The sequence below is a fragment of the Neorhizobium descurainiae genome (genome assembly GCF_051400715.1).
Lineage (GTDB): Bacteria > Pseudomonadota > Alphaproteobacteria > Rhizobiales > Rhizobiaceae > Neorhizobium.
Genome location: NZ_JBLFFK010000022.1, coordinates 63459 through 80162 on the forward strand (window position 1 = coordinate 63459; position 16704 = coordinate 80162).

Annotated in this window: 17 protein-coding genes; 8 read left to right on the forward strand and 9 right to left on the reverse strand. The window is 59.1% G+C overall.

Annotated features, from left to right (window positions below; translation table 11 throughout):
- Positions 1-47: 47 nt before the first annotated feature.
- From ACMGE0_RS27370 to ACMGE0_RS27400, 7 genes are all read left to right on the forward strand, one after another.
- Positions 48-950 (forward strand): alpha/beta fold hydrolase, encoded by a 903-nt coding sequence (locus ACMGE0_RS27370; protein ID WP_436819045.1) that lies wholly within the window; start codon positions 48-50, stop codon positions 948-950.
- A 2-nt stretch (positions 951-952) separates the two neighbouring features.
- Positions 953-1996 (forward strand): SMP-30/gluconolactonase/LRE family protein, encoded by a 1044-nt coding sequence (locus tag ACMGE0_RS27375; protein ID WP_436819046.1) that lies wholly within the window; start codon positions 953-955, stop codon positions 1994-1996.
- A 25-nt stretch (positions 1997-2021) separates the two neighbouring features.
- Entirely contained in the window at positions 2022-3209 is a 1188-nt protein-coding gene (locus ACMGE0_RS27380) for an ABC transporter substrate-binding protein (protein ID WP_436819047.1), read from the forward strand.
- 63 nt (positions 3210-3272) lie between these two features.
- Positions 3273-4124, forward strand: coding sequence for a branched-chain amino acid ABC transporter permease (locus ACMGE0_RS27385; RefSeq protein WP_436819048.1), 852 nt, complete (start codon positions 3273-3275; stop codon positions 4122-4124).
- Positions 4125-4130: 6 nt separating this feature from the next.
- A complete protein-coding gene (locus ACMGE0_RS27390; protein WP_436819049.1) occupies positions 4131-5156 on the forward strand; it encodes a branched-chain amino acid ABC transporter permease in 1026 nt (341 codons plus the stop codon).
- Positions 5153-5860: an ABC transporter ATP-binding protein gene (locus tag ACMGE0_RS27395; RefSeq protein WP_436819050.1), complete on the forward strand. Its 708-nt coding sequence runs from the start codon at positions 5153-5155 to the stop codon at positions 5858-5860. The genes ACMGE0_RS27390 and ACMGE0_RS27395 overlap by 4 nt, the downstream gene beginning before the upstream one ends.
- Positions 5857-6555, forward strand: a complete 699-nt coding sequence (locus ACMGE0_RS27400) for an ABC transporter ATP-binding protein (RefSeq protein ID WP_436819051.1) — start codon at positions 5857-5859, stop codon at positions 6553-6555. Before ACMGE0_RS27395 ends, ACMGE0_RS27400 begins: the two co-directional genes overlap by 4 nt.
- Before the next feature lie 53 nt (positions 6556-6608).
- On the opposite strand, the gene ACMGE0_RS27405 is transcribed toward ACMGE0_RS27400, so the two are convergent.
- A complete protein-coding gene (locus ACMGE0_RS27405; RefSeq protein WP_436819052.1) occupies positions 6609-7583 on the reverse strand; it encodes an SMP-30/gluconolactonase/LRE family protein in 975 nt (324 codons plus the stop codon).
- Between the two features lie 172 nt (positions 7584-7755).
- On the opposite strand from ACMGE0_RS27405, the gene ACMGE0_RS27410 reads away from it, so the two are divergent.
- Positions 7756-8730: a LysR family transcriptional regulator gene (locus tag ACMGE0_RS27410; protein ID WP_436819053.1), complete on the forward strand. Its 975-nt coding sequence runs from the start codon at positions 7756-7758 to the stop codon at positions 8728-8730.
- Positions 8731-8762: 32 nt separating this feature from the next.
- Here the strand turns inward: ACMGE0_RS27410 and ACMGE0_RS27415 are convergent, their stop codons facing one another.
- The 8 genes from ACMGE0_RS27415 to ACMGE0_RS27450 all read right to left on the reverse strand — a co-directional run bounded on the left by ACMGE0_RS27415 (position 8763) and on the right by ACMGE0_RS27450 (position 16341).
- A complete protein-coding gene (locus tag ACMGE0_RS27415; RefSeq protein WP_436819054.1) occupies positions 8763-9560 on the reverse strand; it encodes an SDR family NAD(P)-dependent oxidoreductase in 798 nt (265 codons plus the stop codon).
- 40 nt (positions 9561-9600) lie between these two features.
- Positions 9601-10635 (reverse strand): zinc-dependent alcohol dehydrogenase, encoded by a 1035-nt coding sequence (locus tag ACMGE0_RS27420; protein WP_436819078.1) that lies wholly within the window; start codon positions 10633-10635, stop codon positions 9601-9603.
- Positions 10636-10665: 30 nt separating this feature from the next.
- Positions 10666-11490 (reverse strand): ABC transporter permease, encoded by an 825-nt coding sequence (locus ACMGE0_RS27425; RefSeq protein ID WP_436819055.1) that lies wholly within the window; start codon positions 11488-11490, stop codon positions 10666-10668.
- Positions 11477-12250, reverse strand: coding sequence for an ABC transporter ATP-binding protein (locus ACMGE0_RS27430; protein WP_436819056.1), 774 nt, complete (start codon positions 12248-12250; stop codon positions 11477-11479). The genes ACMGE0_RS27425 and ACMGE0_RS27430 overlap by 14 nt, the downstream gene beginning before the upstream one ends.
- A 16-nt stretch (positions 12251-12266) precedes the next feature.
- Entirely contained in the window at positions 12267-13265 is a 999-nt protein-coding gene (locus ACMGE0_RS27435; protein WP_436819057.1) for an ABC transporter substrate-binding protein, read from the reverse strand.
- Between the two features lie 115 nt (positions 13266-13380).
- On the reverse strand, positions 13381-14229 hold the full coding sequence (locus tag ACMGE0_RS27440) for an alpha/beta fold hydrolase (protein ID WP_436819058.1): 849 nt from the start codon (positions 14227-14229) through the stop codon (positions 13381-13383).
- Entirely contained in the window at positions 14229-14966 is a 738-nt protein-coding gene (locus tag ACMGE0_RS27445) for an enoyl-CoA hydratase/isomerase family protein (RefSeq protein ID WP_436819059.1), read from the reverse strand. Before ACMGE0_RS27445 ends, ACMGE0_RS27440 begins: the two co-directional genes overlap by 1 nt.
- 352 nt (positions 14967-15318) lie before the next feature.
- Entirely contained in the window at positions 15319-16341 is a 1023-nt protein-coding gene (locus tag ACMGE0_RS27450) for an SMP-30/gluconolactonase/LRE family protein (protein WP_436819060.1), read from the reverse strand.
- Between the last annotated feature and the right edge of the window lie 363 nt (positions 16342-16704).

Below are 16704 nucleotides of genomic sequence, written 5' to 3' on the forward strand. Positions count from 1 at the left end.
CTGATCACGACAACACGAAAGACAATGCCATGCATCGACGGGGATTCATGGCGATCATGACAGGTGCAGGCTTCGCGACAATGACCCAATTATCAACTGCTACAGACGTCAAGCCATTTCGGAAAAACCGCTATTTTGTATTGGTCCATGGCGCCTGGCACAGTAACGCGCAGTGGAACGCGGTTGCGCTTCATCTGGTCGCTGCCGGCGCAAATGTTGTCTGTATCGACCTTCCCGGTCATGGCTTGAAGGCGCAACTGCCGGCAGGTTATCTCGCCCAAGACCCTAAATGGCTTCAGGCGTCACCATCCGCCATCAGAGATGTGTCGCTTGAAGACTGTGTGCAGACGATTGCCGACGTCATCGCAGAAATCGATGACAATGCGGATGTTACTCTGGTCGGGCACAGCATGTCCGGCGTGGTGATCACGAAAGCCGGCGATCTGCTTGCAGATCGCCTTTCCCGGATTGTTTATGTCTCTGCATACGTCCCTGTGAAATATCCCAACTCACCGGCCTATATAGCCCTTCCGGAAAATGCCTCCAGCCGCTCCGATAGTTTTATTGGCGATCCGCAGCAGACCGCTGTGGTCCGGATCAATCCACGATCCAGCGATCTTTCCTATCTCGAAAGGCTGCACGGCACATTCTACAGTGACATGTCTTTCGAGGAGGCGATGCCATACCTCAACGGGTTGACGCCTGACCTGCCCGTGCGCATTCTCGGGAGTGATGCGCGGGGCCGGCCCGAAACATGGGGCCGCATTGAGCGAGCTTTTATTCGGTGTACGCTTGATACGGCTCTGCCGCTGCCGCTTCAGGATTTGATGATTCGTGAGGCAGACGAACGTTACCCTGAAAATCCCTTCATAGTTCACACACTTGAAGCTGGTCACTCTCCTTTCGCGTCGATGCCAAAGAAATTGGCCGATATCCTAATCGGTGGTTGAGCATGACCGAGGATGAGTTCCCTACCCTCCCAGGCCTTTCCGCTCCCGCGACGATCGCTCCGGGAAATCACGGTGCGATCGTCGCGCGGGGCGGAGAGATCCGCCGCGTCTATTCAGGCGGGTTCTGGCTGGAAGGCCCTGCTGCGGCTCCCGACGGCAGGATATTTTTCTCCGACATCACGCAGTCCTGGCGAACGGGAATGCAGGGCGGTCACCTGATGGCCTTCGATCCGCGAGATGGTTCGACAGTCGTCTTCCAATCGCCGAGCGGCATGTCCAATGGCCTCGCCTTCGACCGCCATGGACGGCTGGTCGCCTGTCACGGCGCCGATTTCGGCGGCCGCTGCCTCACACGAACCGACATGGTCACCCGCAAAAGCACGATCATCGCCGGCCTGTTCCGGGGAAGGCCGTTCAACGCGCCGAACGATGTCGCGATTGCGCCCGACGACCGTATCTATTTCACCGATCCGCGTTATTTCGGCCACGAGCCCGTTGAACAGCCCGTCATGGGCGTCTATCGCATCGATCCTGACGGTTCGGTCTCGCTGATTGCCGCGGATACCTCTCGTCCGAACGGCATCGCCGTTTCGGCCGATGGCCGCACGCTCTATGTGACGGAGAACGACTTCCTCCTGGCCGACCGCCGCCTGGGTGCCGACTTAGTCTTGCGTCACGGCGATGCGAACCTGCTTTCCTACGATCTATCGGCGCAGGGTGCTGCTTCGAGAAGACGAATGGTCGCAAATTTCAGCGATCGCGGCCCGGGAGGTCCCGACGGCATCACGCTGGATGCGGAGGGAAACATCTACGTGACCTTGCAAAACGGGACACCGGGCATTCTCGTCCTGGCGCAGGACGGAACTACGATCTGCGAAATCCCGACGCCCGAACCACCGGCAAACGTCGAACTGGCGATTGGGCCGGACGGTCGGCCACGTCTCTATATCTGCGCGACGACCGGGCTTTACGAACTCGAAACCCGCATTCCGCCCTGCCGGGCCGGAAAAGGACGCGACGACTGCAGCAATATTCGGCGTGAATGACCGCGTCGGCTTGAGGGAGGGAAGCATGACATCTCGAAGGATATTTTCGATAGGCGTTGCGGCGGCGATCGCCGCGTCGACCGCCACAGGCATGGCAGGCGAAGTGAAGATCGGGCTGGTGACGACGCTGTCCGGCACGTTTGCTTCGAACGGCGCGGAAATGCAGCGCGGCACTCAATTCGCCGTTGATGAAGCGAACGCCAAGGGGGGTGTTGCGGGAAACAAGGTCGTTCTGCAAAGCGCCGACGACGAGGGATCGCCCGAGGGCGCCCGGCGGGTCGCCGAGCGGCTCACCCTCGATGGATACAAGATTCTTGTCGGCCCCGTATTTTCCTCCGTCGTGCTGGCGCTCGGCAAGCAGCTCGATCGCTGGGACGGCATACTAGTAGCGGGCCTCGCGAAATCCAACCGTATCGTCGGCGAAGGATGCTCGCCACGCCTGTTCCATCTGCTGCCGACCGACGCGATGGACATGGCGGCATTCCAGCCCTGGCTAAAAAGCCGACCAGAGAAGAAGGTCGCTATCATCGCTGCCGATTTTGCTTGGGGTCAGGACTCGACGGCGGCGTTGAAGGCAATTGCCGCCCAGGAGGGCCGTAAGGTCGTCGCCTCGATTCTTACGCCGCTGGGTAACAAGGATTTCGGTCCCTATATCCAGCAGCTTGCTGCGTCGGGTGCCGAAATCATCTTTACTGCATTGGCCGGACAAGATGGTATCAATTTTGCCAATCAGGCCGCCGGCTACAAGTTGGGGCAAGGTCGGCTGATTGCCGGCATTGCTTTGCTGCAACAGCCAACGATCGATGCAACCGCCTCCAATATGCTCGGCTTTCTCGGCGAGTTCGATTATTCGCCCTATATCGAAACGCCGGAAAACAAAGCCTTCGTCGAGAGCTGGACTAGCAAATTCGGAAAAGCGCCGTCCCGGAACGAGGCCGAAGCTTTCATGGGCGTCAAGGTTGTTCTTCACGGCGTCGAAAAAAGCGGTAGCACCGATCCCAAGGAGATTGCCAAGGCACTTACCGGCTCGGACGTCCCGACATTGCTCGGCACCTTCAAGCTCCGGGGCGAAGACAATCAGTTGCTCCGACCCAAATGGTTTGGGGAGGTCAAGCAGGCAGGTAAGACCTTAACCGCGGTTCCGCAGGCCCGATACGAGCCAGACGTAGTCGCTCGCCCGGTTTCGCCCGATTGCAAGATGGGCGCGATGTAAATTTTCCACTCCGCGGCCCGTCGCGAACAAAGCCCGGGCCATTTCCCCTATAGAGCAGACCTCATGGCGATCTACGTTCTCAACGGGCTGGTCTATGCCAGCCTACTCATCATCCTGTCCTCCGGGCTCGTGCTCATCTTCGGCCTGCGCCAGGTGGTCAATTTCGCGCATGGCGGATTTTACGCTCTCGGCGCATATGTGGCATTTTCGGTCGAACCTCATATCGGCTTCTGGGGTGCGTTGATCACCGCTTTCGTCGCGCTTGGCATCATCGGCGTGTTTCTCGACCGGATCTGCTTTCGCCCGCTGCAGCACAAACCGCACGCCGTCGTCCTCATCATCACGTTCGGAATATTCCTGGTCGTGACGGACGGGATCCAGTTGATCTGGGGAAGAGCGAGCTACGGCCTTGCTCCACCGGTGAGCATCAGTGGCGCGATCGAACTCGGCGGTACCGTGTTTCCCGTTTATCGCATATTCGTTCTGGTCCTTGCCCTGGTCACAGCGGCCGCGTTGCAGGCGTGGCTGCGGCTGACCCGGATTGGCCTTTACGCGCGCGCTTCCGCCACGGACATCATCGCAACCGGAATTCAGGGGGTAAATACAGACTTCGTCGGCGCACTGGTGGTCGGAGTCGGATGTGGACTGGCGGGGCTTGCCGGTGCCGCAGCGGCTCCGCTCCTGTCTCTCACACCCGCGATGGGTGACGCTATCATCATCGATTCCTTTGTTGTCATGGTGATCGGCGGGCTCGGCAGTTTCGGTGGCTCGATCATCGCTGCCCTGCTGCTTGGCCAGATACAGGCACTGAGCGCGGTCCATGCGCCGGCCCTCACAACGATACTTCCGTTTGCGCTGATGACCGCCGTCCTGATCTTCAGGCCGACGGGGATCGCCGGCGCCCGTATGTCCTGAGGCTCCATGACACATCAATCATCACCGGCAGGTATTGCCATCAATTCCGCGCCTGCCCGCACCGGGGCATCCCTGCGTCGGACCGGCATCTGGCTCGTCATCGCCGTGGCCGCCGTTTTCGCCGCACCGTTTCTGCTCAGCCCTCGCTTCATTGCGATCTCAAGCCAGGGGCTGATGTTCGGACTGCTCGCAATGGGCACGGGCTTCATTCACAAGCACAACGGCCATCTCTCGTTCGGGCATGCGACCTGGTTCGGACTTTCCGGCTATGCGATCGGCGTCTTCGCCACGTTTTCGGGAATGTCGATCGAGGTCGCCATTGTGTGCGGCCTCCTGCTGGTGATCTCTGTTTCGTTTCTTGTCGGCCTGGTCATCGTGCGCTCTCCTGGAATAGCGTTCAGCATGCTGACGCTCGCCATCAATGTGGGCGTGTTCGAGCTTTTCCACCGTATGCGCGGCCCCACCGGGGGCGCAGACGGCTTCAGCATCGCAATTCAGGAAACGGTCTTCGGCGTTCCGACTCGCTTTATTCAATCGCCATCCAACATGTTCGTGATCATGGGCATTGTCACGATTGTCTTCATCGTCCTGCTCGCCAAGTTCGAGAAAACCCACCTTGGCCAGTTGACGCTGGCCATTCGCGAAAATCCCGAACGTGCGCGCTTCATCGGTTACGACATCTATTTTCCCAAGGTCCTGATCTTCGTCATCTCGGCGACGCTGGCAGCGCTCGGCGGGGTATTCTTTGCGATCTATACCGGGTTCATGTCCCCGGAAAGCCTGCATTTCATGGTCTCGGGTCAGGCCATCATCATGGCGATGGTCGGTGGAACCGCGGCAGCCTGGGGACCGGTTGCCGGCGCCCTTCTGTTTTTCACGATACGCGACAGGTTCAGCTTTCTGGGGGATCACTGGATGCTACCGCTCGGCAGCGCCCTGATCTTCGTCATGGCGGTCTGGCCGACCGGCCTTGTCGGTGCGGCTGCTCTTGTCGGCCGCCTGTCGGCCATCTATAGGAGGACGTCGAAATGACCGCGCCTGCGCTCTCGATAGAAAACCTGCATGTCCGTTACGGTGGCGTCCACGCGCTCGCGGGTGTTTCCTTCAACGTTGGATCGGGCGAAATCCGGGGTCTGATCGGCCCGAACGGCTCGGGGAAGTCGACCTGCATCGACTCGATATCGGGCCGCAAGCGACCGGCGGGAGGCCGGATCTCGATCTTTGGCAAGGATGTCACCGGGCTCAAGCCGGCCCAGTGCCGCGCACTTGGCCTGTCCCGCTCGTTCCAGAGGACAAGTATCTTTCCGCTTTTGACCGTGCGTCATCAGATCGATCTTGCTGCCAGGCCGTTCGACGACCGAAATGCCGATCATGTCCTTGACACCTTCGGCCTTCTGGATTGCAAGGACGTCGTGGCCTCGGAACTCGGCTACGGTCAACAGCGCCGACTGGACCTTGCACTGGCGCTGGTCGGCTCTCCGAAACTGCTCCTGCTCGATGAACCGGCCGCAGGACTTTCCCGCGAAGAATCGCTTGTTCTGGCGCAGACACTGCGCACGCTCGCCCGCGACGCCGGAATCACCGTCCTGCTGGTGGAACACGACATGGAAGTCATCTTCGGAATTTCAGATCACGTCACGGTCTTCGACACCGGCAGAATCATCGCAGACGGGAAGCCGACATCCGTTCGCAGCAATCCTCTCGTCAAAAAAGCCTATCTTGGGAGCGAAGGATGAGCGCAGCTATAGAATTTGACGACGTACACGCCTATTACGGCGGCGCCCATGTATTGCACGGCGTTTCCTTTTCGATCTGTGCCGGCGAGCGCGTTGCCCTGATCGGGCGCAACGGGGTCGGGAAGACGACGGTCGTCAATACGATGCTTGGCCTGGCGCGTCTGGGCAGCGGCTCCGTCCGCGTCCTCGGCCGGCAGATCAATCGTGCAAGACCTTTCACCGTCGCCCGCCTTGGGCTCGGCATCGTGCCGCAGGGGCGAATGATCATGCCGAACCTGACCATTGAGGAGAACCTGCTTCTGGGCTCGGCGCCGAGGCGAAAGGGCCGCTGGACGCTGGAAGAAATCTACCGGCTGTTTCCCATTCTCAAAGAACGCGCCCATACGCCGGGCACGGCGCTTAGCGGGGGGCAGCAGCAGATGGTGGCTTTCGGCCGCGCCCTGATGGGCAATCCCGATTGTCTGGTGATGGATGAACCGAGCGAGGGTCTGGCCCCGGTGATCGTCGATGAAATGGCCGCGGTCATCTCATCGGTTGCCGCGGAAGGCACTGCGCTCGTCCTGATCGAACAGAACCTCGGGCTCGTGCGCCGAGCCGTCGACCGGTACTATGTGATGGCGAAAGGACGGATCGCGGCGGAAGGCCGGATCGCCGGGGCGGACATCCATGCCCTTCACTCCTACATCGCCATCTGAGCGAAAAGGCGCCGGAGCGCCCTTTGTCCACTTCGTGCTGGGTTTACCGGCATCTAGCGACGCAAACCGGGCGAACGCGTGTCGAAGCTGTAAATCGTCTTGCCCGCCGTCACGTAAAGCTTTCGCAAATCTTCACCTCCGAACGTCGTGTTCGTTACGGAATCTTCCGCAATGGGAATGATATCTCGCAAATGTCCGCAGGGAGAAAAGACATAAATCCCGGCGGGATTGTCCAGCGTTTCGGCAAGCCCCCGCAAAGCATTCAGACCAGCGGCAACCCACAGATTACCTTCGGCATCGACGGAAAGACCGTCTCCGCTCCGGCCCGTCCCGAAATCATGGAGAAGTCGGCCCTCGCCAGCCGATCCGTCCGGCTTCAGATCAAAGGCCATCAACTGTCGCCGCCCTCCGGCATGCGGGTTGTTTTCAATAATATAGAGGAACCGGTCGTCGGGCGAGATCGCGATCCCGTTCGGTTCATCGACCGTACTCCAGTCCAGGACCCGGCTGACGGTCCGATCCGGATCGATGCGATAGACGCCAGACCCGGGCACGTAGCGTTCATCCGCTTCGGGAGCCTTCAGGAAAAACGGGCGGGAGCCATCGGTGAAATAAATCCGGCCCTGCCCGTCATAGGTAATGTCCTTGGGCCCACGCAATCGTTCTCCGTCGATCGCGTCCACGACGATTTCGCAGCTGCCGGTCTCCAGGTCGGTACAGGTGATGCGCGACCGGCCCTCCTGCCCTCCGGCTCCTTCTTCACAGACCCAGAGACGATTATTGTCGTCGCACACCATTCCGTTGGCAAAATTTGCGGGCGAACGATACACATCGAGATGACCTTCCCGATCCAGCTTGAGGATGCGGTTTCCTCGCACGTCTGAGAAGTAGAGATTGCCACGGCTGTCGAATGTCGGCCCTTCGGTAAAGGTGATTGTCGTCACCGCCGCAGGGACCGAGCGGGCAAATGCGCCCCTCGATGAGGGCGGAGATGTTGCCGCGGATGCGGCTGAATGATCGAATTCCATGATGACCTGTCCGGATGGTTGATGAGGATGTCGGAACCTGACATCGGGGTTTGTCGGAGCGTATCCGCCAACTATGCAACGTCGCTAATCAATTCCCCCAAACTTCCTCATCGAACGCTTTGATGAAGTCTGATAGATTTTTCTCTCAAAGATGATGGGGAGGAACGAGCGCGTGAGAAACAACGTCCTGATGCAGCTGGAGCTCAATCTGCTTTTCGCGTTCGATGCCATCTATCGCGAAGGCAACGTCACCCGTGCTGCGGAACGCCTCGGCATCGGTCAGCCGGCGCTAAGCTATAGCCTTTCGAGGCTTCGCACGATCTTCGAGGACGACCTCTTCGTGCGAGTACCCCGCGGTGTCCAGCCGACGCCGCGAGCCATTAGCCTGATCGCACCGATCCAGGAAGCGCTTGAAGCGGTGCGGCGGCTGGCGGAACCGAATATCCGATTCGACCCTTTGCGCGATGAACTCACGTTCCGGATCGTGATCTCGGACGACCTCGAAATGAGTATGATGCCGATCCTGCTTGCCGACCTGGCTGCGATGTCGCCGAGGCTGAGGCTCGAAACCGTCAGCGCCAACTCCGGTCAGGATCTCGAACTGATCGACCTGGCGCAGGTCGATCTGGCTGTCGGGATCTTTTCCGACGGAGGATTCCATCACAAGCGCAAGGTCATCTGCGACATGGAGCCCTACAGCGTGCTGTTCGATCCGGTGGGGACCGGCCTTTCTGGCCATATGTCCCTCGACGACTATGTCCGGTTTCCGCATGTCTCGATCGATTCACGGACAGTGCTGAATGCCAGGATCGAGAAGGAACTGGAGCGTCTCAGACGCCGGCGCGTCATTGCATTGACCACGCCGCACGCTCTGGTGGTTCCCTACATGCTCAGGGAGACTCCGTTGCTGGCGACCGTGCCGCGCCGCGCCGCGATGACGCTCGCGCCGCATTTCGGTCTCGGCATCAGCGAACTGCCCCTCGACCTTCCCAGCGAGTCGATTTTGATGGTCTGGCATGAATCGCATTCCACCGATCCCGCCAACCTGTGGCTGCGGCGCCGGATCGAGGCTGTTGCCCAGGAGATTGTCAGGCGCGATGGATTGGCCGGCGAAACGAGTACACCCTTCGGCGTGGCCGCAGAATGACCGTCCGGCCTAGTCGCACAGTCTCAGGCCGGTCAGAACACCCGCGTCGCGCTGGCATTGACGGCGAGTTGGCCGCCGCCGGCGACGTAGATCGTTTCACCGGTGATGAAAGATGATTTCGGCGAAGCGAGAAAAGCTACGGCATCGGCGATATCCGCCGGCCTGACATGACGGCCGAGCGGAGACATCCGGGCTTGCACGTCGGCGATGCGCAGACGCTCTTCCTCGTTGCGAGCCTGCTTGTTGAACGGGCTGTCAAACCAACTGGGGCCAACCGCGTTGACCCGCACGCCCAAAGGCCCGAGTTCCACCGCAAGCGCATGGGTCAGTCCGATTAGGCCCGCCTTGCTGGCGGAATAGGCAACGCCGGTTCCGGCAAGCCAGGCGCGGGAGGAAATGTTGACGACGGAGGCGCCCCGGCCATGTTCACGCCAATGTGGAATGGCGGCCTGGCAGAGAAACATCGGACCGGCAACGTTGACGCTCATCATCAGGTCCCAGTCCTCGCGCGTCACAGTCGCAGCGGAACCGGGTCTGTTGGCGGCAGCGTTGTTGACGATGCAACTCAACCGGCGGCCGTCCCGCCCGATGTCCGCAATGACGTCGTCAGGCAGTCCCGGTTCCAGGATGTTGCCGGTGATCGTGAGAACATCGACGGAAGCAAACTCGGCCCTTATCGCCTCGGCAGAACCACGGGCCGCCTGCTCCGCCAGATCGATGATGGCGATACGCCTGTATCCGGTTCTGGCAAGTTCCAGGCAAATGGCTCTGCCGAGCAACCCGCCGCCACCCGTGACGATCGCGGTGTCCAGTGAAAGGTTTTCGTCCATAGTTATCTCGATCCGGAATGTGAGTGTGTGGTAACGGCCTTCAAGGCGATGCAGCCTGCCCGCCAGGATGCACCATGACTTTCGAGCCGATGCGGCGGTGCGCGGTCTCGATCCCGGAGAAGAAGTCCTCCAGCGAGACATGGTGGGTTATCATGGGGCGAACCAGATGCTGGTTTCGATGCAGGAAATCGATGACGGGCTGCCACCTCCGGCGCAAGGCGCGTTGCGTGCCGCGCAACTGATGCTTCCATCGTACAAGGCGCGTAAGATCTATCAGGGCTGGAGCCGGGTGAATGCCGCAGACGACGAATACACCTCGCTCCTTCAGCAGTGTCAGGCCTTCCGGTACGACCGAGGGCACACCGGTTGCCTCAAAGACGACATCGAAAAGCTCGGAGCCGAAAGCTATGGTCACGCTGGTGGACAAGGGATTTTGCCCGATATCGACGAACTGCCGAAACCCAAGTTTATCGAGGACGGATGCGCGCGATTCATCGTCTTTCCCGGCTATGAATACGTCCGCGCCGGCGTCGCGAGCAAGCAGAGCGATGGCCTGGCCTATGAACCCCGGCCCCAGGACAAGCACCCGGTCTCCCGCTTTCACGTCTCCGTTCGCAACAGCCTCGGCGGCGACGGTAAAGGGTTCCGCAAGCGCGCCGATCTGCGGATCCAGCCCCGCCGGCAACCTGATGACGTTTTCGACCGGAACCACGAGTTCCGCCTGGAAACCGCCATCGAGGGAGGTTCCGAAGGCTCGGGTATCGCGGCAGGTCTCAGGCCTGCCAGCCTGGCATTCGGAGCATTTCCCGCAGAATACCGGTGGTACGACAGTTACGAAATCACCTACCGCGAACCCTTCGACATCATCACCCATTGCAGCAATTCTGCCGGAGAATTCATGCCCGATTGTCAGCGGCAGGCGTTTTTCCATGAATTCATAACCGCCGGACCATTCATAGATATGGACGTCGGTTCCGCATATGCCTGCGGCCTCGACCTGCAGCCTGACCTCTCCGCTCCGCGGTTCTTCAGCGGCTGGCACGTCTTCCAGAGACAGGCCAAAGCCTGCGGTCATCTTTCGGATCGCTTTCAATTTCCCACTCCGCTACCGCCAGCCGAGAACCCGCTGCTCGATCTGCGAGAGGCAGAAGGAAAACAGCAGCCCGAGCATGGCCAGAACAAGCACGCCGGCCAGTAGATCGTTGATCCGGTAGAGATTGCCGGCCTCCAGGATGAAGGCACCCAACCCATACCGCGCGCCGATCATCTCTGCGGCTACGAGCAGGATGATCGATACGGAAAGGGTGATACGAAAGCCTGCGAGAATGGACGGCATCGCACCGGGGATGATGATCTTCCGGACGATCGACCAGTACTTCATATCGAAGCTCTGCCCCATTCGCACGATATTGCGCGGAACGTTGTCGATACCGGTATAGGTGTTGATCACGGTCGTGAAGAAGACGCCCAGTGCTATCGTCCAGATCTTCGACGCTTCGCCGATGCCGAACCAGATGATGAGCAAGGGCAGGATGGCAATCTTCGGGATCGGAAAGAGGGCCGCCACCACCGATATGCCGATTGAGCGAGCCCAGGTGAAGAGGCCGATCGCCAGGCCGAACGATATCCCAAGCGCGGTTCCGAGCGTCCATCCGATGATGATGCGCTGAAGAGATGCAGCAAGATGCAGCGGGATGGCGCCGCTCAAAGTCAGCTTGTGCAGGGAGGTCAGGATCGCCGACGGAGCGGGAAAGGCAAGTGGCGTGATCCAGCCGGCGCGCGATCCAAGTTCGAGACCAAGGATCACGGCAATGAAGAACACCGCGGCCGTCCACCAATAGCGCCGCGGCGCAAATCCTTTCGCCCGGAAGGGCACGGGACTTTTGAGCGCGCTGTCCATTCGACTTATATCGATGCTAGTGATCGCCATGACCGACCTCCCTGTCCGCGGCGCTCGCTTCATCCCGGATCAGGTCCCAGATGTGTTTTTCGGTACGGGCAATGCGCGCCATACCCGTCTCGCTGCGCCGGTCGGCGCGATCTATGCGGACGATCTCCTTGATCCTGCCCGGCCGACGGGACAGGACGATGATCTGGTCCGCGAGATGAACGGCCTCTGCCAGATTGTGGGTCACATAGACGATTGTCGCATTTGAGCGTTCGATGATCGAGGAAAACTCGTCGAGAAGAAGGGCGCGCGTCTGGGCGTCCAAGGCCGAAAGCGGCTCGTCCATCAACATGACGGCGGGACTGGCGGCAAGAGCGCGGGCGATGCCGACCCTTTGACGCATACCCCCGGACAGATGTTTGGGAAATGCCTTCCGGAAATCGGATAATCCAGTCGTCGCAAGCACCCGGTCGATGCGATCGCGAACCTCGGATGCCGGCAACGCGTGATCCTCGAGGACGACCGAGATATTGCCTTCGACGGTCCGCCACGGCAGAAGAGCGAAGTCTTGGAACACGTAGGTCATGGTATTCAGGCACTCTGCCCGCGGGGATCCCTCGGTCAGGACGCCACCGGCGGTCGGCTGCAGGAGGCCGCCGATGATCGACAGCAAAGTCGACTTTCCGCAACCGGAGGGACCGATGAGGGCTGCCACATGTCCGGGTTCGACGACGAAGCCGATACCGTCGAGAGCGCGGGTCGAGCCATAGTCGTGGCTGACGTTTTGCACGTGAAGGCGCATGTTGCCTGTCTCCCTTTTACTTCGGGAGGAAGGAGGCGTTGACGACATCGCTCAACGCCTTGACGTCGTCGATGAAACCCATTCGCTTGTACCAGTCCAGCTGCCAGGCGATATCGGCCGCATCGACCGCACCGTTGGGAACGTAATTGCGTATGCTGGACAAGATTTTCTCGTCCGCATCCGGCTGGTTTTTGAAGACGTATTTCTGCGCGATATCCAGGAGTTCACGCGTCCTGCCGTCCTTCAGCGGTTTCCCATCGGGGCCCTTGCGGTGAAACACCGCGTTATACTCGCCGATGGCTTTGACATAGCCCGCCACGAAACCTTCGACCGCCTTCGGGTTCTTGCCGATGAAGGACTGCGATGTGAATGCGCCCGAAAACTGCAAGGCGAAATAGTCAACGACCGGACGAAGCCTGACGATCGTGCCGCTATCCACAAAACTGGCAGCGACCTCAGGACGGGTGATGACCATGTCGAGCTGGCCGGTGCTGAGTGCGGCAAGGGAAGCGGGCTCCGTTTGCATGGGACGAACATCGACGGATTTGATGTCGAATTTGTAGAGATCTGCGAACTTGCCGAGCGTCAGGTGTGTCGACGATCCTGCCTGCGTCGTGCCGAAGACCTTGCCCGGCAATTGCTCGACCGACTTTAGCCCGCCGTCATAGGCCTTCTTCGACACGTAAATGACGTTCGTGTAGTAGTCGGCATTGTCCTTGGTGGCACCGGCAACGATCTTGAGGACACCTTGCGCTGCGAGATTGTAAAAGCCGGCGGTGAATGCTGTCACACCGATATCGATATCGCCCGAAGCCACCGCAACGGCCACGGGTTGGGCCCCCTGGAACTCGACGATCTCGACATCCAGCCCCTTCTCCCTGAAGTAGTCTTTCTCGATGGCGATGTAGATGGGATACTGCCCCGTCAACGTGCCAATACGCAGCTTTTCTGCTGCCGCTGGTGTGGCAGCCAACGCCAGGCCAAGCAGGGCACCGAATACAGACAGAAGCTTCATTGTCTTTCCTCCCAAGATCAGCGCCTCTACAAGCGTCTCTCGGCGCAAAAATTCCACCCTCCCGTTTATTACGCAAGCGACTGGTTTTGCGAGATTGATGAATTTGATGTATCAATCACGTGAGGAGCGGACCTGCAAACGCTGCGAGTTCAGCATCAAAGCGCGCCGCATTTTCAAAGAAGGGTGCATGGCCGGCGTTTTCGTAGATCGAAACACCTACATTGCGGAAGAGCTTCGCGGTGCGCAGAACCGCATCGACCGTGAGATGACGGTCGTGCCTTCCAACTGTGAACAGCATCGGAATTGAAATGGTTTGCGCAATCGAGGGAGACTGGCATTGTCTGCCAACCATCAATCTTTTGACGCTTGCGGGTATCATCAGGTTGTAGGCCAGCATTTCCTCGAAGTCATCGGGCGTCGGAGCCTGATGGAAGCAGGATTTCAGGAAGGCGATTGACGCGAGGTTCGCGTCGATAAAATCGTCTGATATCATCCGCGATAGAAGCCCGGCACTGACGCCGGGTGCCTGATCGTCGTAGCGAAACAGAGCGGTACCGACCATGTTGACACCAACAATGCGTCCGCTTCTGATCGCTGCCAGATGGTCCAGTGCGATCCGTCCGCCAACCGACCATGCGACAAGAACTGCTTTTTCCAGCTCTGCCGCATCCAGCACTGCTTCGAGATCACCAACGGCCAGCTGCGAATCGCCATAGTAGCGGGCTGCTGCAGGGGCAACCGAACCGCCATGCCCCCGTAGATCATAGGACACCAGCTGGTAGTCCTTCAGAAAAGCACTTTGAAATTGCCGCTTCCACGACAGATGACATTGGGCGAAACCGTGCACGAAGACAATCCCTGCGCTCACGCGAGGACCAATGGCTTGTGCATTGATGAACAATCCATCCCGTGAACGAACGTCAAGGACACGCTTCGCAAGCTTATCGAGAAATGTCGCCGCCATCATCGCCCCTGGAAGACCGGCGTCCTTCCTTCGGCCATCGCTCTCTTGCCTTCAGCTGAATCATCGCTGGTGCGCACCATGGTAAGGTCGCGAATGGTTATCGCCTGAATCTCCGAAGGTCCCTTGGGTAGGGTTTGCCCAACAAACTGCTTGAGAAGCGCGAGTACCATCGGGGCCCGCGTCGCCATCACCTCGGCCCACTGAAGTGCCGTCGAAACATGTTCACCATCGGGAACAACAGCATTGGCGAGCCCCATCTCAAATGCTCGGCGCCCCGAAATGACGCCCCCCATCAGCATGATTTCCATCGCGTATTTGTGTGGTATTCGGCAGGCGAGGCTGGCGACAAGTGCTCCCGTCGCGCCATGAATACCCTTCGGATAACAAAACGCGGCGTTGTCGGCCGCTATCGTGATATCCGCCATCATGGCAATGCTGAACGCCGCCCCTCGACATTCCCCGTTGACCGCAGCAATGATTGGCTTCTCAGTCCGAAGGCCGATGGTCGGCATGCAGCGCCACAACTCGGCGACCGGCAGCGTGGGATCGGAACCCATCGAGAAGTTGTCGCCCTCGCCACAAAGAACCGCTACACGCTGCTCGGATCGATCAAAATCCGCGAAGGCATCCTGTAGCTTCCTGACCACGTCGAGAGTGAGCGCATTGCGGTGGCCGGGCCTGTTGATTCGGATAATAGAAACAGCGCCATGCGCTTCAATCGATACGTCTTGGGTCAATGCTCTTCCTTCCATCACGGCCCCACTTTGGCGGAGCCTGCGGCCCGCGATGGATTTTATCCGGCCGCCTCGGCCTCACATCAAATGAATGATTTGCCATCTTTGATGAAAGTCGCGCATGGTAAGGAAAAGGGCGAATGAGCTCAGAGAAGCGAGAGCTCGCCTGTTGCGGCTTCGCAAGGTTTGCGAAGTCGGTGACCGCCAGAAGCGCCCGGAGCGTGCCGTCGCGCACCTCCAACGACGCTGTGATCGTAGCGTGCCGTAGCAATTTATGCGGCGTCACCCGCCTTTGAGGCGAAGGGTGGCGGCCAGCCGATCCCGAGTTATCGGCTACTGCAGCTTTTGGTCACACCTACTTGTATCGGCGCGCCGGTACGGTTGTCTCAATCCGGTAGAGGGCGCCTCCGGCTGTTATATAAAGATCTGTACGCGACTCTATTGTCGCAAGAGTGAGGTTGGTCGGCCGCTTCTCCGTACGAATCGAAGCGATCTCCCTTCCCTTAGGATCATAGACGCGAACGCCAAACCGCGTCGCGCTCTGGACTGCGGCGTACAAATTTCCTTCTCGATCGACGGTCAATCCATCCGCACCCTGCTCCTCACCGAAATCGACGAAGACATGAGCTTTTCCGACATTCCCTTCCTTGTCGATCTTGAACGACAAGATCCGCATGACGCCATTGGGCACCGGGACGCCGCTCCCTCTCACACGGATGTCGCTCATCCCGATATCATTGTCGGACACGTACAACGTCTTGCCATCGGGCGATAAGACAATGCCGTTCGGTCGCCTCGCTTCTGCAGATAGAAGCTTGACTGCTCCATCCGTCTCGATGCGGTAGATTCCCATGACCGGTTGCTCAATCGGCTCACGGCCAAAATATCTTGGATCGGTGAAATATACTCGTCCCTGCTCATCAATATCCAGGTCATTGGGAGAATTAAAGGGGCGACCTTCGTAGAGGCCTGCTACTATCTTGCTGAGGCCGGTGATTGGGTCGGTGCGGATGAGCTGACGTCCGCCGAAATCCGCACCTTGCGCGACGATCATGCCTCCTGCCCGGTCAAACTTGATGCCGTTTGACATCCCGCTTGGTGAGCGGAAGACCGAAGTGGCTCCGGATTTCGGATCATAAGCCCATATAGTGCCCGCGCCCATGTTCGTGTTAAAGGTCATGGTGATGTCACTGAAATAGACGCGGCCATCTGGTCCAACGGCAGGCCCCTCAAGCCAGAACCCCTTATCAAATACCGTTTCTACTGTGGCTCCAGGCTTAACAATATAACCGCGAATGATCTCGTGATCGGCGGCGCCTGTCTGGCTTGCAAGAGCGAGGATGATAGCGATGGCCGCTAAATATTTTTTCTTGAACACGAGCGCCTCTTCGAACGTTTGATGTTGGTAAATCACCCAAGAAGTTGAAGCTCGTTGTTCTCGCGAAGTTTGATGCAGTCAACGTGCGTCGTTCCGCAGTCGAAGATGGACACTGCCGTCACCTCGCGCTTCCGTCGTAAGCAAGCTGTTGTAAAACTTCAACAAACTGTCCTGTAGCGACGTTTGACACGGGCCATTAGTGAACGAAGTGCATTAATATCGGTGCTACTGCGACCATGCTGGCTATCAATCTCGCTATGATGCCGTGGGCATTGGCGCTTCCACAGGAACTAATCAGACTGAGGACAGCCTTGGCCGCTCGCGCTGTCATAACGATAACGCACGTCGGCCCAGACTGAAATG

What these genes read in the sequence shown, in the direction of transcription:
- ACMGE0_RS27370 (WP_436819045.1), top strand. Translation starts at nt 48, where the DNA reads ATGGCGATCATGACAGGTGCAGGCTTCGCGACAATGACCCAATTATCA.
- ACMGE0_RS27375 (WP_436819046.1), top strand. Translation starts at nt 953, where the DNA reads ATGACCGAGGATGAGTTCCCTACCCTCCCAGGCCTTTCCGCTCCCGCG.
- ACMGE0_RS27380 (WP_436819047.1), top strand. Translation starts at nt 2,022, where the DNA reads ATGACATCTCGAAGGATATTTTCGATAGGCGTTGCGGCGGCGATCGCC.
- ACMGE0_RS27385 (WP_436819048.1), top strand. Translation starts at nt 3,273, where the DNA reads ATGGCGATCTACGTTCTCAACGGGCTGGTCTATGCCAGCCTACTCATC.
- ACMGE0_RS27390 (WP_436819049.1), top strand. Translation starts at nt 4,131, where the DNA reads ATGACACATCAATCATCACCGGCAGGTATTGCCATCAATTCCGCGCCT.
- ACMGE0_RS27395 (WP_436819050.1), top strand. Translation starts at nt 5,153, where the DNA reads ATGACCGCGCCTGCGCTCTCGATAGAAAACCTGCATGTCCGTTACGGT.
- ACMGE0_RS27400 (WP_436819051.1), top strand. Translation starts at nt 5,857, where the DNA reads ATGAGCGCAGCTATAGAATTTGACGACGTACACGCCTATTACGGCGGC.
- ACMGE0_RS27405 (WP_436819052.1), bottom strand. Translation starts at nt 7,583, where the DNA reads ATGGAATTCGATCATTCAGCCGCATCCGCGGCAACATCTCCGCCCTCA.
- ACMGE0_RS27415 (WP_436819054.1), bottom strand. Translation starts at nt 9,560, where the DNA reads ATGGACGAAAACCTTTCACTGGACACCGCGATCGTCACGGGTGGCGGC.
- ACMGE0_RS27420 (WP_436819078.1), bottom strand. Translation starts at nt 10,635, where the DNA reads ATGACCGCAGGCTTTGGCCTGTCTCTGGAAGACGTGCCAGCCGCTGAA.
- ACMGE0_RS27425 (WP_436819055.1), bottom strand. Translation starts at nt 11,490, where the DNA reads ATGGCGATCACTAGCATCGATATAAGTCGAATGGACAGCGCGCTCAAA.
- ACMGE0_RS27430 (WP_436819056.1), bottom strand. Translation starts at nt 12,250, where the DNA reads ATGCGCCTTCACGTGCAAAACGTCAGCCACGACTATGGCTCGACCCGC.
- ACMGE0_RS27435 (WP_436819057.1), bottom strand. Translation starts at nt 13,265, where the DNA reads ATGAAGCTTCTGTCTGTATTCGGTGCCCTGCTTGGCCTGGCGTTGGCT.
- ACMGE0_RS27440 (WP_436819058.1), bottom strand. Translation starts at nt 14,229, where the DNA reads ATGGCGGCGACATTTCTCGATAAGCTTGCGAAGCGTGTCCTTGACGTT.